The following is a 12,319-nucleotide window of genomic DNA, read 5'->3' as shown; positions in this document are numbered from 1 at the left end:
GCTCGGCGTTCGTGTGTGCGAAGGTCAGCTCTCGAGCAGGACGGTCACCGGTCCGTCATTGACGAGACTCACCTGCATGTGCTCGCCGAACCGACCGACTTCGACGGTGGCGCCGAGTTCGCGCAGCGCGGCCCCGAACGCGTCGACGAGCGGTTCGGCGACGGCGCGCGGCGCGGCCGGGGACCACGACGGCCGTCGACTCCTGCGGGTGTCGGCCATGAGGGTGAACTGGCTGACGACGAGGACGGGGGCATCGACGTCGGACGCAGACTTCTCGTCGTCGAGGATCCGTAGCCGCCACACGCGGCGGGCGAGGTTCGACGCGGCGATCGGGTCGTCGTCGTGGCCGACGCCGAGGAGCACGAGCAGTCCCTGCCCGCCGGCGGGTGGCGAGATCCGGCCCACCTCCTCGCCGTCGACGGTGACGGCTGCCGACGTGACCCGTTGGACGAGTGCTCGCATGTGGCTGTTTCTTCCTTCGTGTGGGGGAGTGGGCGGCTGCAGGCCGCATTTGGCCTGGTTGGGAATTGCCGGTAGGATGGAACAACGGTGCGCCCTGCGTATCGGTTGTCTGCGTGTCCGACCTCGAGTCGGGTGTCGTTTTTCGGCCGGCCAGGACCACTGTTGTAGCGGATACCGGCGACGGTAACCGATGCACCCATACGCCACTCAACGGATCGCGGAGGATATGGCTAAGAAGGACGGGGCCATCGAGGTCGAGGGACGAGTTGTCGAGCCGCTGCCCAATGCGATGTTCCGCATTGAGCTGGAGAACGGCCACAAGGTCCTCGCACACATCAGCGGCAAGATGCGTCAGCACTACATTCGCATTCTTCCCGAGGACCGCGTCGTCGTGGAGCTGTCGCCCTACGACCTGTCGCGTGGGCGCATCGTTTACCGCTACAAGTAATAGCTTCCCCGGCCACATCCGGCCGGGGAGAACTATGTCTGCCCTCGGGTGGACAGACAACAGGAGATCAGACGCACGTGAAGGTTCAGCCTAGCGTCAAGAAGATCTGCGAAAAGTGCAAGGTGATCCGCCGTAACGGGCGCGTCATGGTGATCTGCGACAACCTGCGCCACAAGCAGCGTCAGGGCTAATCCGACAGATCACGGCCTTCTTCGAGATCGGCTTGGCAACAAGCGCAAAGAAGACCTCCCAGCACCAACTGCAACCCGGGCCCAGGGAAACCGAAGGCAGGTAGCGGTCGACCCCCGGCACGGAGGCCGGGGCCCCACTGCGAGTGTTTGACCGCAGAGTTTTTCAGACGCAGGGGACGGACTGGGAGCAGACCTCCGCACACCGATAGGAATGCCACATGGCACGTCTCGCAGGTGTTGATCTTCCTCGCGAAAAGCGCATGGAGATCGCACTGACCTACATCTACGGCATCGGCCGTACCACCTCCAAGGAGATCCTCGCGGCTACCGGCGTCAGCCCGGACCTGCGCAGCAAGGACCTCTCCGACGAGGACCTCGCCAAGCTCCGCGAGTACATCGAGGAGTCGGTGAAGGTCGAGGGTGACCTGCGCCGCGAGGTGCAGGCGGACATCCGCCGCAAGATCGAGATCGGCTGCTACCAGGGCCTGCGCCACCGCCGTGGTCTGCCCGTGCGTGGACAGCGCACCAAGACCAACGCTCGCACTCGTAAGGGTCCGAAGCGCACCGTCGCAGGAAAGAAGAAGTAATGCCTCCCAAGTCACGTAGCACCGGTCCGAAGAAGACCCAGAAGGCGCGTCGCAGGGACAAGAAGAACGTCCCGCACGGTGCCGCTCACATCAAGAGCACCTTCAACAACACGATCGTGTCGATCACCGACCCGGCCGGCAACGTCATCTCCTGGGCGTCGTCGGGCCACGTGGGCTTCAAGGGCTCGCGCAAGTCGACGCCGTTCGCTGCTCAGCTCGCCGCTGAGAATGCTGCCCGCAAGGCGCAGGAGCACGGTGTCAAGAAGGTCGACGTCTTCGTGAAGGGCCCGGGCTCGGGCCGCGAGACCGCGATCCGCTCGCTGCAGGCTGCAGGCCTCGAGGTCGGCACCATCTCCGATGTCACCCCCCAGCCGCACAACGGCTGCCGTCCGCCCAAGCGGCGTCGGGTTTAAGTAGCGGGAAGGATAGGTAAAAGAACATGGCACGTTATACCGGACCCATCACCCGCAAGTCGCGTCGTCTGCGCGTCGACCTCGTCGGAGGCGACCAGGCATTCGAGCGGCGTCCGTACCCGCCCGGCCAGCACGGCCGCGCGCGTATCAAGGAGAGCGAGTACCTGCTCCAGCTGCAGGAGAAGCAGAAGGCTCGCTTCACCTACGGCGTCATGGAGAAGCAGTTCCGTCGCTACTACCAGGAGGCGGTCAACCGCCCCGGTAAGACCGGTGAGAACCTGCTCCAGATCCTGGAGTCGCGTCTCGACAACGTCGTGTACCGCGCAGGCCTCGCTCGCACCCGCCGTCAGGCGCGTCAGCTGGTCACGCACGGCCACCTTCTCGTGAACAACAAGAAGGTCGACATCCCCAGCTACCGCGTCTCGCAGTACGACATCATCGATGTCCGCGAGAAGTCGCTGGCGACCCTGCCGTTCCAGATCGCCCGTGAGACCCAGGGCGATCGCCCGATCCCGGGCTGGCTGCAGGTCGTCGGTGGACGCCTCCGCATCCTGGTGCACCAGCTCCCCGAGCGTGCGCAGATCGAGGTTCCGCTGCAGGAACAGCTGATCGTCGAGTACTACTCGAAGTAAGGCGTGATGCCTGGGAGCGGTCGGAAACGGCCGCTCCCAGGCCCCAAGCCTTTCCCATCGTGGGCGTCATATAGCGGACGTCCGTACAGGAGGAAATCCAATGCTCATTTCTCAGCGACCCACGCTGACCGAAGAGGTCATCGCTGAAAACCGCTCGAAGTTCGTCATCGAGCCCCTCGAGCCAGGCTTCGGGTACACCCTCGGCAATTCGCTGCGCCGCACCCTGCTGTCGTCGATCCCCGGCGCTGCTGTCACCAGCATCCGTATCGACGGCGTTCTCCACGAGTTCACCACGGTTCCGGGCGTGAAGGAGGATGTCACCGACATCATCCTGAACCTCAAGGGCCTGGTCGTGAGCTCCGAAGAGGACGAGCCGGTCACCATGTACGTCCGCAAGCAGGGCCCCGGGGTCGTGACTGCGGGTGACATCGTTCCGCCGGCAGGCGTCACGGTCAACAACCCGGATCTGCACATCGCCACCCTGAACGACAAGGGCAAGCTGGAGATCGAGCTCGTCGTCGAGCGCGGTCGCGGCTACGTCCCCGCCGTCCAGAACAAGGCGTCCGGCGCCGAGATCGGCCGTATCCCGGTCGACTCGATCTACTCGCCGGTGCTCAAGGTCACCTACAAGGTGGAAGCGACCCGTGTCGAGCAGCGCACCGACTTCGATCGGCTGATCCTCGACGTGGAGACCAAGAACTCCATCACCGCTCGGGACGCGCTCGCTTCGGCGGGCAAGACCCTGGTTGAGCTCTTCGGCCTGGCCCGTGAGCTGAACGTCGAAGCAGAAGGCATCGAGATCGGACCCTCGCCCGCCGAGGCCGATCACATCGCTTCCTTCGGACTCCCCATCGAGGACCTGGACCTGACGGTCCGCTCCTACAACTGCCTCAAGCGCGAGGGTGTTCACACCGTCGGCGAGCTGGTGGCACGCACGGAGTCCGATCTGCTCGACATCCGCAATTTCGGACAGAAGTCCATCGACGAGGTCAAGGTCAAGCTGCACTCGCTCGGCCTCGCCCTCAAGGACAGCCCTGCGTCCTTCGATCCGACGACCGTTGCCGGCTACGACGCCGCCACCGGTACGTGGAGCGACACCGACGCCGGTGCCTTCAGCGACGCTGAGGGCAACGACCAGGACTACGCCGAGACCGAACAGCTGTAACCCGTATCACCCGGCACATGGGCAAATGTGCTGGGCGAGCCCCAGAGGAGCTCCAATGCCCAAGCCCAAGAAGGGTGCCCGCTTCGGCGGGTCGGCGTCGCACCAGAAGGCGATCTTCGCCAACCTGGCGACTGCTCTCTTCGAGCACGGCCGAATCACCACCACGGAGGCCAAGGCCAAGGCCCTGCGTCCGTACGCCGAGAAGATCGTGACCAAGGCCAAGGCTGGTTCCCTGGCCGACCGTCGCGAGGTTCTCAAGGTCATCCGCAACAAGGATGTCGTGCACACCCTGTTCGCGGAGATCGGCCCGTTCTACGCCGACCGCGACGGTGGTTACACCCGCATCATCAAGACCGTCCCCCGCAAGGGTGACAACGCTCCGATGGCGATCATCGAGCTTGTCCAGGAGAAGACGGTCACCTCCGAGGCGGACCGCGCTCGCCGCGTCGCTGCTTCGCAGGCTGCTCCGGCTGCCGAGGAGACCGCGGTCGAGGCCGAGGCCCCCGAGGCCGAGGTCGTCGAGGCCGCAGCCGATGCCGACGAGGCCAAGAAGGACTAGTCCACTTGGTTTCGGCACACGCTGAATCGAACGAACCCGTCGTTCCCGTTGGGGACGGCGGGTTCGTTCGATTGCGCCTCGATGTTTCGTACGACGGCACTGATTTTTCGGGGTGGGCGCGCCAGCCCGGTCGCCGCACGGTGTGCGGTGAGATCGAGGAGAAGCTGAGCGCGATCGTGCGCACCCCGGTGCTGCTGACGGTGGCCGGCCGCACCGACGCCGGTGTCCACGCGAGTGGCCAGGTGGCGCACGTGGACGTGCCGGCCGATATGATCCCGGACGACCCGTCGCGCCTGGTGCGCAGGCTCGCCCGATTTCTGCCCAAGGACGTTCGTGTCAAGGACGTCTCGTTCGCTCCCGAACACTTCGATGCTCGGTTCTCGGCGATCCGCCGGCACTACGAGTACCGGCTGACGACCGCGCCCTACGGGGCCGAGCCGCTGCGTGCTCGTGACACGGTGGCGTGGCCCAAGGACGTCGACGTCGATGCGATGCGGGAGGCGTCGTCGCGGCTGCTGGGCCTGCACGACTTCGCCGCGTTCTGCAAGCGCCGTGAGGGTGCGACGACGGTGCGCGAACTGCAGCGCTTCGACTGGGCGCACGAGGGCGAAGAGCTGACGGCCTTCGTCAGCGCCGACGCGTTCTGCTGGTCGATGGTGCGCAGCCTCGTCGGTGCCGCGCTTGCGGTCGGCGAGGGGCGCCGGACGGTCGAGTGGATGGCGGGTCTGCTGGCGGAGCGCGAGCGCGCGAGCGCGGTCGCCGTCGCTCCGGCACACGGGCTTTCGCTGGTCCGCGTCGACTATCCGGCCGACGAGGATCTGGCTGCGCGCAACGCAGCCACCCGGGAGATGCGCACGGCGGTCGATCCGGGTGGGGCGGGGTGCTGCGGGGAGTAGCCTGACGCTCGACGCGGTCACCCGCGGAATCGGCTGCCCGGACCTCTGACGACGAGGAACGCGACGATGAACGAACTGTGGACCGCCCTTCAGTTGCTGGGGCCTGCGTTCTGGCTCGGATTGGTCGTCGCGATCTCGTTCCTGGAAGCACCGATCAAGTTCCGCGCGCCGGGCGTGACGATTCCGATCGGGCTGGGTATCGGTCGACGTGTCTTCCGGGCGTTGAACATCGTCGAGATCGTGGTGCTGGTCGTGTTGTGGGTGGCGGCGCTCGCGGCGGATGTGTCCCCGAGCGCCGGGGAGCGGAACCTGCTCGCCGCGTTGACGATCGTGCTGGCGATCCAGGTCGCGGGCATTCGTCCGCCGCTGAGCCGCCGGTCGGACAGGGTCCTCGCGGGCGAGGAGCTCCCGCGGTCCCGCGCCCACCTCCTGTATGTGGCGTTCGAGGTGGTCAAGGTGGTTCTGCTGATCTGGTTGGCGGTCGTCACCGTCACCGCCCATCTTTGAGACGTCGGTAGCACCCGCGCTGGGCGATCGCCCGGAATCGGTGTGCCCGAGTCACGGCGTCGCCCGCCCGGGGGCTGATACCGTCGCAGACAGTCCCTCGGGAACGTCGTGTTCTGGTGATGGGAGCCGCGCATGCGTCCGTCCTTCGTTGCCGCGATCTTCCTGGCGGCGGTCACGATCGGCACCGCGTTCGCGGCCCCCGTCGTGGCTTCGGCCGAGGAGCCGATGCCTGTTCCGCAGAACTTCTACGCCGGTATCGCGGAGGAGATGGCCGATCCCGGCGGGTCGCTCCCCGGATCGAACGATTGGACGTGCAAGCCCTCCGCGGCGCATCCCCGCCCGGTCATCCTGGTCCACGGAACCGGAGCCAACCGGCAGACGAACTGGGCGACATATGTTCCGTTGCTGAAGAACAACGGGTATTGCGTGTTCGCGCCCACCTACGGCGCCCGCTCCGGCGCCTCGTGGCCCGGTAGCGCCGTCGGTGGGCTGGCCCCGCTCGAGGAGAGTGCCCACCAGTTCGGCGAGTTCGTCGACGAAGTGCTCGCGGCCACCGGTGCCGACAAGGTCGACATCGTCGGGCACTCCCAGGGCACCCTGATGCCGAACTACTACGTGAAGTTCCTCGGCGGGGCCGCCAAGGTCGACAAGTATGTGTCACTCGCGCCGCTGTGGCTGGGAGCGGGCGCGTTCTGGGCTGAGGAGATCACCGCGTTCGCGCGGGAACACGGACTGAAACCGCTGCAGGAGCAGACATTCGGACAGCTGTGTGCCGCGTGTTTGGACATGGCGCCGGGAAGCGAATTCGTCGACAAGATGAACGAAGGCGGCGGCCCGTACGCCCCCGGTGTCTCGTACACCAACATCGCCACCCGGTACGACGAGCTCGTCGTCCCGTACACCAGCGGGCTGGTGCCTGGACCGAACACGGTCAACATCGTTGTCCAGGACCAGTGCCTGCAGGACTACTCCGAGCACGCGGCGATGGGCGCCTCGCCGATCGCCGCGGCGCACGTTCTGAACGCACTCGATCCGCAGCATCAGCGTCCGGCGCCCTGCATGCCGATCGCACCGCTCACCGGGACGCCCATCGGCTGACACCCGCCGAGTGCCCGGCTCACTGGCAGTTCGGTGTTGTTTTCCGAACGGCAACCCGGGGACCCCGAGCCGGCGTCATACGATCGGATTCGGAAGGGAGCGAACCGATGGAGTTGGATCGACCGTTGCGACTCGAGGTGATCGTCGGCAGCGTCCGCGTCAAGCGGTTCGCGCCGGTGGTCGTCGACTGGTTCGTCGAGCGGGCGCGGGCCCGCGACACTTTCGACACCGCGGTTCTCGACCTGGCCGACGCGGCACTGCCGCAGGATCTTTCGCATACGGCTGAGGTGGACGCGTTCACCGACCGTATCGGGCGGGCCGACGCGTTCGTCGTCGTCACGAGCGAGTACAACCACGGCTACCCGGCGGCCCTGAAGACCGCGCTGGACACGGTGAAGTACGAGTGGCGCGCCAAACCGATCGGCTTCGTCGCGTACGGCGGGATGTCGGGCGGGTTGCGCGCGGTCGAGCAGTTGCGCCAGGTGGTGGCGGAACTGCACATGGTCTCGATACGCGAGGCGGTCAGTTTCCATCAGGCCCGCAAGCATTTCGACCCGGACGACGGTCCCGCGAACGACGCCGCCGAGCGGATGCTCACCCAGTTGGCGTGGTGGGCGGACGCGCTCGGGACCCAACGCGCGCACACCCCGTATCCGGGCTGACGGGGTCAGCGCACCGCGGCGAGCCGTGCCGACGTGCCGCCCGGTCGTCCCACGAATGCTGTTTCGGACGCGATCGCCACGAGCACGAGGTCGACCCGCTGATCACCGACCGTGAGCACGATCCGGTCGCCGGACGCCCCCGGTTGCGCGATCGCCACCTCCGGGACCGACTGCGGCCACGTGCGCGGATCGTGGTGCACGTGGACGGTCGTCACCCCCGCGCGAGCGGGAGGAACCGGAACACCGTCGACGACGATGGTGTCGAATCCCGTGTCGGACCACGAGGATTCGTGTGCGAGACGCAGCCGCACCGGGGTACCGACGGTTTCGACCAGCATGTGCCAGGCGTGCGGGCGGTCGGTCCGGACGAGTACGCGCGCTCCCGTCGCCACCGCGCGGAAGACCAGCTGTTGTGCCAGGTAGAGCTCGCCCGCGACGTAGACCTTCGTGACTCCCGGGCCGGTGAGGCGCGCCGTCACCGCATAGCCGTAGGCGTCGGAGCCGACGAGCTGACCGCACCCGGCTACCGGAAGCCGCAACGCGTCGAGCTGCTCGGGCCCGACCTCGCTCATCGGTGTGAGGTCGTCGAGGCCTGCCGACGACGCCGGCAAGTGCGCGAGCAGTGCATCACGGTGCCGGCCCTGCATCGAGATCAGTCCGGGTAGCTGTACCGGTTCCGGTGCGGTGCGGGTGCTGCGGCGAAAGGCCGCGCCCACCTGGACCGCTCCCGCTCGCTGCGCCGGTCGCAGCCGCACCGCGACGGTCGTGCCGAGGCTCGGTGCGGCCCACACGCCCGTCAGCAGCTCCCGGGAGAGATGGCGTGGATCGACGGCGTTCCCGACGTTTTGCACTCCGGCGAGCGGCACGTGGTCCCATTCCTGGTCCATCGTGTCCGGGTGCACCCCGCGACAGATCCGGGCGCATGCCGATTCGATCTCGGCAGCGGACAGGATCCGCGAGCGGCACCCGGTGTCGGCGAGCGCGCGCACCACCCGGCGGGCGGCGACCGCGAGCGTCCGCGAGGCCCCGTCGACGCCGCCGCCACGACGGGCGACGGACGCCTCGTTTGCCGACGCGTCGAACCGCAGGACCACCCACACGATCCGCTGCGCCGCGGCCGGCAGCGGGCCGACCAAGGTGTCGTACACGTCGGCGGCCGGGGTGCCCGCCACCGCGCGGCTGCCGTGGCTGACCACGTCGATGCCGCTCAGGGAGACGTCGTTCTGCTCGAGGCAGTCCGCGAGTGCCGCCAGCGGCAGATGCTCCGCGAACTCACAGGTCTCACGCGTGAGCCGGGTCCAGCTCCGCGCCGGAGGCAGCAGTTCGACCACCGACAGGACCTGTCCGTCGACCCAGTGCAGCCCCACCGTCTCCCCGGGCGCATGGAAGTCCTTCCCACGACCGATTCCGGGGCGCCGCCCCAGGGCGAAATGCCAGGCGGCCTCGGCCCACGACACGGGCAGCCGACCGCCGATCCGGACGAACAGCGCCGCACACGGCATCAGCGCGATGACGCCCGCGGCCCACAGCGGCGGCCCCGCCCCCAGCGCGAGCAGACAGACCGCGACCGCGAGAACCTGCGCGACGACGATCGTCGTCACTGTGGCTGCAGCCGCATACGGACGGCGCCCGGCACGGAATTGGTCCACGGTTCCTCCCCGATACCTGAACCAGACGGACCATCGCCCGCCGAAGTGTGATTGCAGGCAAACTGTACTGTGTGGGTCCGTAGCGTGCGCCTGATGGGGGAGGGAACATGGCAGCACAGCCGACTACGCGATGGCAGGTCAGCGGGTACCGATTCCTGGTTCGGCGCATGGAACATGCGCTCGTGCGGCGGGACGTGCGGATGCTCAACGACCCGATGCGAGCGCAGTCGCGGGCACTGGCGGTGGGGGCGGTCGTCGCCTGCATCGGGCTTGCGGCGTGCGCGGCCCTCGCGCTGATCAGGCCCCAGGACAAGATCGGCAACGCGTCCATCGTCGTCGGAAAGGACTCGGGCGCAATGTTTGTCGTCATGGACGGCACCCTGCATCCGGTCCTGAACCTCGCCTCGGCGCGGCTCGTCGTCGGCGAATCCGCCAAGCCCGTGATGATCAAGGAATCCGAGATCGACACCCGGCCCCGCGGCGCCCTGGTCGGCATCCCTGGCGCGCCGTCGGCGCTGCCTGCGGGCGGCGGCACGGAAGGGCAGCCGTGGACCGTGTGCGACACCGTCTCGCCGGACGGGCGCCGATCGGTTGCAACGACGACGGTCGTGGTGGGCGAACCCACGTGGAGTGACCGTGTCGGACAGCTCGATTCGGGGCAGGCCCTGCTCGTGTCGCAGTCGGATGCGACGTTCCTGGTGTACGACGGGCACCGCGCCCCCATCGATCTCGACGACCAGGCGGTCACCCGCGCGCTGGGGCTCGAGGGGGCACACCCGCGCCCGATCAGCCGCGGCATGCTCAACGCGATCCCCGAGACCCTGCCGATCGCGGCTCCCCCCGTCGACGGGGCAGGATCCGCGCCGAACTACGAAATAGCCGGAAGGACAGTGGGATCCGTCGTCAAGGTCAAACGCGGCGACGACGCCCGCTACTACGTGGTGCTGCAGGACGGCGTCCAGGAGGTCAGTGAGGCGACAGCCGTCCTCATCCACTTCTCGGACTCACAGGGACAGTCGGAAGTGCCCACCGTCGCGCCCGACGCCCTCGCCAAGGCGCCCGCCTCGCACGGGCTCGACGTCGCGACGTTCCCGAGTGCCCCGCCACGCCTGGTCAGTGACACCGACGAGCCCGTCGGCTGCCTCACCTGGACCCCGCAGGGATCCGTCGAGGGCGACGACTCCGGCCGGGTCGACGCCACGCTGGCCGTGTCGGCCGGCCGCGCGCTCCCAATCCCCGACGACGCTCGCACCGTCCGACTGGCACAGGCGGACGGCCCCGGCGACAACGCCGACGCCGTCTACGTGCGCCCCGGCAGCAGCGGATTCGTCCAAGCCACAGGCCTCGAGTCCGGCAGCACCCGCAAGGGTGGCCTGTTCTTCGTCGCCGACACCGGCGTCCGCTACGGCGTCAAGAACGCCGACGCCGCCAAGGCCCTCGGATTCGAGGTGCCCGGTCCGCCGGCGCCGTGGCGAATCGTCGAACTCCTCGCTCCCGGGCCTACACTCGGCCGCGAGGAAGCGCTCGTCGCCCACGACGGCGTCGCCCCGGACGACGCCGCCGCCCCGGTGGCCGCCGGCAACTGACGCCCGCCGGCCGCGCCGCAGTCACATATTGCGACGCCGCCGCAGTCACATATTGCGGCGCCGCCGCAGTCACATGTTGCGGCGCCGCCGCAGTGGATACGACGCGAGGACTCCCAGCACCACCACCGCGGCGATCCCGCCGGTCGCGGCCAGCGCCACCGTGCGCGGCCGGGTGTCGGGTGTCGGCGCGGGTGCGGGCGCCGCAATGGGCGCCGAGCGTGCCAGGTCGATGGCGACGCCGTCGAGGGGTACATCCGCGCTCACGGCGGCCGCCGGATCGACCACCCCGTGCCCAACGAACGGATTCCATCCCTCGGCGGGGGCCTGCGCGGTGGCTTCGATCCGCGCGATCACCTGCTGCGCCGTCAGATGCGGGTAGCGGGCGCGCACCAGCGCGGCGGTCGCGGAGACGAGCGGTGCCGCGAAACTGGTTCCGTCGAAGGGCCTCTGCTCTCCCTGCGCCGTCACCCACTGCCGCGTCTGACCGCGACCGTCGGAGCTCAGGGACACGATCCCGGTGCCGGGTGCGGCCACGTCGACCCACGGGCCGCCGAGGCTGAACTCCGACGCCGAGCCGTCGGGATTCACCGATCCGACCGTCAGGACGTAGTCGTCGTACCAGGCGGGCGTCGCGATCATCGACACCGAGTCCCATTGGTTTGCATGCGGGTTCAGTGGATCGATCGGCGGATTCTGTGTTGCGCACCCACCCGAGCCGTAGTTCCCGGCGGCCGCGACCACCACCACGTTCTTGACGGTGGCGGCGTATTCGACGGCGGCGCCGAGCGACTGGTCGCCGATGCCGTCGGCGGCCGACCGGCACGCCACTTCCGAGATGTTGATGACCGTCGCACCCATGTCGGCCGCCTGCCGCACCGCCATCGCCATCGTCTGGGTGTTGCCGTAGCCGCTCGAATTCTGCACGTCGTTCGGATCGTCTCGCCGCCGTGCCTCGGAGAAGTTCGCGCTGGACTGGCGGATCGTGATGATCCGAGCGTCGGGGGCGCCGCCGGCGAAGCCCGATCCGGGGACGGGTGCGGCGGCGATCAGCCCGGCGACTATGGTGCCGTGCGCGTCGCAGTCACCGGTCCCGTCTCCGTTCGAGACGTAGTCGCCGCCGGGGATGAGGTGGGGAAGCCGCGGATGCCGCGTGACGCCGGTGTCGACGACCGCGACGGTCTGTCCCTGACCGCGGGTCAGCGGCCACACCGACGCGAAATCCATCGTGCGCTGGGGCAGTGGCACATCCGGGCCGTCACCCATCGGCAGCGCCACCGCGCACGTGTTGCGCTGCTCGGTGGGCACGAGTGGGGCCGGTCGTGAGGGCGACGGCAGCCTGCCGGGGTCGATCGGCGCGGGGGTGACAGCGGCCGCCACGCCCGGACCGAGTGACGCGGTCAACGCCACCAGCGCGGCGACGGCCGACGCGCCGAGCGTTCGGCGTCGTGCGGTACCCGCCACTAT

Annotated in this window: 15 protein-coding genes; 12 read left to right on the top strand and 3 right to left on the bottom strand. The window is 68.4% G+C overall.

Annotation, left to right across the window (positions count from 1 at the left end; genetic code table 11):
• Positions 1 to 24: 24 nt before the first annotated feature.
• Positions 25 to 462 carry a D-aminoacyl-tRNA deacylase gene (dtd, locus tag ACQ5DX_RS17255; RefSeq protein WP_430333742.1) on the bottom strand — a complete coding sequence of 146 codons (438 nt, stop codon included), beginning with the start codon at positions 460 to 462 and terminating at the stop codon, positions 25 to 27.
• A gap of 226 nt (positions 463 to 688) precedes the next feature.
• Here dtd and infA point away from each other — a divergent pair, with 226 nt between their 5' ends.
• The 11 genes from infA to ACQ5DX_RS17200 all read left to right on the top strand — a co-directional run bounded on the left by infA (position 689) and on the right by ACQ5DX_RS17200 (position 7,620).
• On the top strand, positions 689 to 910 hold the full coding sequence (gene infA / locus ACQ5DX_RS17250; RefSeq protein WP_003418601.1) for a translation initiation factor IF-1: 222 nt from the start codon (positions 689 to 691) through the stop codon (positions 908 to 910).
• A gap of 77 nt (positions 911 to 987) precedes the next feature.
• Entirely contained in the window at positions 988 to 1,101 is a 114-nt protein-coding gene (gene rpmJ / locus ACQ5DX_RS17245) for a 50S ribosomal protein L36 (protein ID WP_025347279.1), read from the top strand.
• A gap of 218 nt (positions 1,102 to 1,319) precedes the next feature.
• Positions 1,320 to 1,688, top strand: a complete 369-nt coding sequence (rpsM, locus tag ACQ5DX_RS17240) for a 30S ribosomal protein S13 (protein ID WP_127918771.1) — start codon at positions 1,320 to 1,322, stop codon at positions 1,686 to 1,688.
• Positions 1,688 to 2,101, top strand: coding sequence for a 30S ribosomal protein S11 (rpsK, locus tag ACQ5DX_RS17235; RefSeq protein ID WP_005239680.1), 414 nt, complete (start codon positions 1,688 to 1,690; stop codon positions 2,099 to 2,101). The genes rpsM and rpsK overlap by 1 nt, the downstream gene beginning before the upstream one ends.
• 26 nt (positions 2,102 to 2,127) lie before the next feature.
• Positions 2,128 to 2,733 (top strand): 30S ribosomal protein S4, encoded by a 606-nt coding sequence (gene rpsD / locus ACQ5DX_RS17230; RefSeq protein ID WP_114718865.1) that lies wholly within the window; start codon positions 2,128 to 2,130, stop codon positions 2,731 to 2,733.
• A 100-nt stretch (positions 2,734 to 2,833) separates the two neighbouring features.
• The gene (locus ACQ5DX_RS17225) at positions 2,834 to 3,898 is read left to right on the top strand and encodes a DNA-directed RNA polymerase subunit alpha (protein WP_430333741.1); all 1,065 of its coding nucleotides are present in this window, start codon (positions 2,834 to 2,836) and stop codon (positions 3,896 to 3,898) included.
• 55 nt (positions 3,899 to 3,953) lie between these two features.
• Positions 3,954 to 4,457, top strand: a complete 504-nt coding sequence (gene rplQ / locus ACQ5DX_RS17220) for a 50S ribosomal protein L17 (protein ID WP_430333740.1) — start codon at positions 3,954 to 3,956, stop codon at positions 4,455 to 4,457.
• Between the two features lie 71 nt (positions 4,458 to 4,528).
• Entirely contained in the window at positions 4,529 to 5,353 is an 825-nt protein-coding gene (gene truA, locus ACQ5DX_RS17215) for a tRNA pseudouridine(38-40) synthase TruA (protein ID WP_430333739.1), read from the top strand.
• A gap of 66 nt (positions 5,354 to 5,419) precedes the next feature.
• Complete coding sequence (locus ACQ5DX_RS17210; RefSeq protein WP_430333738.1) at positions 5,420 to 5,860, top strand: hypothetical protein; 441 nt, start codon at positions 5,420 to 5,422, stop codon at positions 5,858 to 5,860.
• 132 nt (positions 5,861 to 5,992) lie between these two features.
• Positions 5,993 to 6,958: an esterase/lipase family protein gene (locus ACQ5DX_RS17205; protein WP_430333737.1), complete on the top strand. Its 966-nt coding sequence runs from the start codon at positions 5,993 to 5,995 to the stop codon at positions 6,956 to 6,958.
• Between the two features lie 107 nt (positions 6,959 to 7,065).
• Positions 7,066 to 7,620, top strand: coding sequence for an NADPH-dependent FMN reductase (locus ACQ5DX_RS17200; protein ID WP_430333736.1), 555 nt, complete (start codon positions 7,066 to 7,068; stop codon positions 7,618 to 7,620).
• 5 nt (positions 7,621 to 7,625) lie between these two features.
• Here the strand turns inward: ACQ5DX_RS17200 and eccE are convergent, their stop codons facing one another.
• On the bottom strand, positions 7,626 to 9,269 hold the full coding sequence (gene eccE, locus ACQ5DX_RS17195) for a type VII secretion protein EccE (protein WP_430333735.1): 1,644 nt from the start codon (positions 9,267 to 9,269) through the stop codon (positions 7,626 to 7,628).
• Between the two features lie 107 nt (positions 9,270 to 9,376).
• On the opposite strand from eccE, the gene eccB reads away from it, so the two are divergent.
• The gene (gene eccB, locus ACQ5DX_RS17190; RefSeq protein WP_430333734.1) at positions 9,377 to 10,855 is read left to right on the top strand and encodes a type VII secretion protein EccB; all 1,479 of its coding nucleotides are present in this window, start codon (positions 9,377 to 9,379) and stop codon (positions 10,853 to 10,855) included.
• 69 nt (positions 10,856 to 10,924) lie between these two features.
• On the opposite strand, the gene mycP is transcribed toward eccB, so the two are convergent.
• On the bottom strand, positions 10,925 to 12,319 hold the full coding sequence (gene mycP, locus ACQ5DX_RS17185; RefSeq protein WP_430335719.1) for a type VII secretion-associated serine protease mycosin: 1,395 nt from the start codon (positions 12,317 to 12,319) through the stop codon (positions 10,925 to 10,927).

It is taken from the genome of Rhodococcus sp. ACT016, assembly GCF_050477185.1.
Taxonomy (GTDB): Bacteria; Actinomycetota; Actinomycetes; order Mycobacteriales; family Mycobacteriaceae; genus Prescottella.
Note: the sequence above shows the minus strand (reverse complement) of the source record. Positions and strands in the feature narration are given on the sequence as shown.

What these genes read in the sequence shown, in the direction of transcription:
- rpsK (WP_005239680.1), top strand. Translation starts at nt 1,688, where the DNA reads ATGCCTCCCAAGTCACGTAGCACCGGTCCGAAGAAGACCCAGAAGGCG.
- ACQ5DX_RS17205 (WP_430333737.1), top strand. Translation starts at nt 5,993, where the DNA reads ATGCGTCCGTCCTTCGTTGCCGCGATCTTCCTGGCGGCGGTCACGATC.
- ACQ5DX_RS17225 (WP_430333741.1), top strand. Translation starts at nt 2,834, where the DNA reads ATGCTCATTTCTCAGCGACCCACGCTGACCGAAGAGGTCATCGCTGAA.
- rplQ (WP_430333740.1), top strand. Translation starts at nt 3,954, where the DNA reads ATGCCCAAGCCCAAGAAGGGTGCCCGCTTCGGCGGGTCGGCGTCGCAC.
- ACQ5DX_RS17200 (WP_430333736.1), top strand. Translation starts at nt 7,066, where the DNA reads ATGGAGTTGGATCGACCGTTGCGACTCGAGGTGATCGTCGGCAGCGTC.
- eccB (WP_430333734.1), top strand. Translation starts at nt 9,377, where the DNA reads ATGGCAGCACAGCCGACTACGCGATGGCAGGTCAGCGGGTACCGATTC.
- dtd (WP_430333742.1), bottom strand. Translation starts at nt 462, where the DNA reads ATGCGAGCACTCGTCCAACGGGTCACGTCGGCAGCCGTCACCGTCGAC.
- rpsD (WP_114718865.1), top strand. Translation starts at nt 2,128, where the DNA reads ATGGCACGTTATACCGGACCCATCACCCGCAAGTCGCGTCGTCTGCGC.
- infA (WP_003418601.1), top strand. Translation starts at nt 689, where the DNA reads ATGGCTAAGAAGGACGGGGCCATCGAGGTCGAGGGACGAGTTGTCGAG.
- rpsM (WP_127918771.1), top strand. Translation starts at nt 1,320, where the DNA reads ATGGCACGTCTCGCAGGTGTTGATCTTCCTCGCGAAAAGCGCATGGAG.
- ACQ5DX_RS17210 (WP_430333738.1), top strand. Translation starts at nt 5,420, where the DNA reads ATGAACGAACTGTGGACCGCCCTTCAGTTGCTGGGGCCTGCGTTCTGG.